Source organism: Litchfieldella anticariensis FP35 = DSM 16096, assembly GCF_000409775.1.
GTDB classification, from domain to species: domain Bacteria; phylum Pseudomonadota; class Gammaproteobacteria; order Pseudomonadales; family Halomonadaceae; genus Litchfieldella; species Litchfieldella anticariensis.
Genome location: NZ_KE332377.1, coordinates 963136 through 963363, shown reverse-complemented (window position 1 = coordinate 963363; position 228 = coordinate 963136). Strand labels below are relative to the sequence as shown.

Sequence of the window (228 nt, the reverse complement as noted above, 5' to 3'; positions counted from 1 at the left end):
TCGCGACCGGGCGCCCTGGCTGCAGAACTCCAACGAGGCCTACGACCGCCTGGTCAGCCTGCTGGCCGGCATCCGCATTCGTATCGACACCATCGTGCCGACCACCGCCGAGGCCGTTGCCGCCAACTCGCTCCCCGCGATCGGCCTGCTGCCGGAATCGGCGACCCAACCGATGACCTACCTCGAACGCCTCGCCGGCGACCACCAGGCGCGCGACGAGGCGTGGTC

Annotated in this window: 1 protein-coding gene; it reads left to right on the top strand. The window is 70.6% G+C overall.

What is annotated here, in order from left to right; genetic code table 11:
• On the top strand, positions 1-228 hold a 228-nt coding region (locus L861_RS24765; RefSeq protein ID WP_169513678.1), incomplete at both ends, for a hypothetical protein.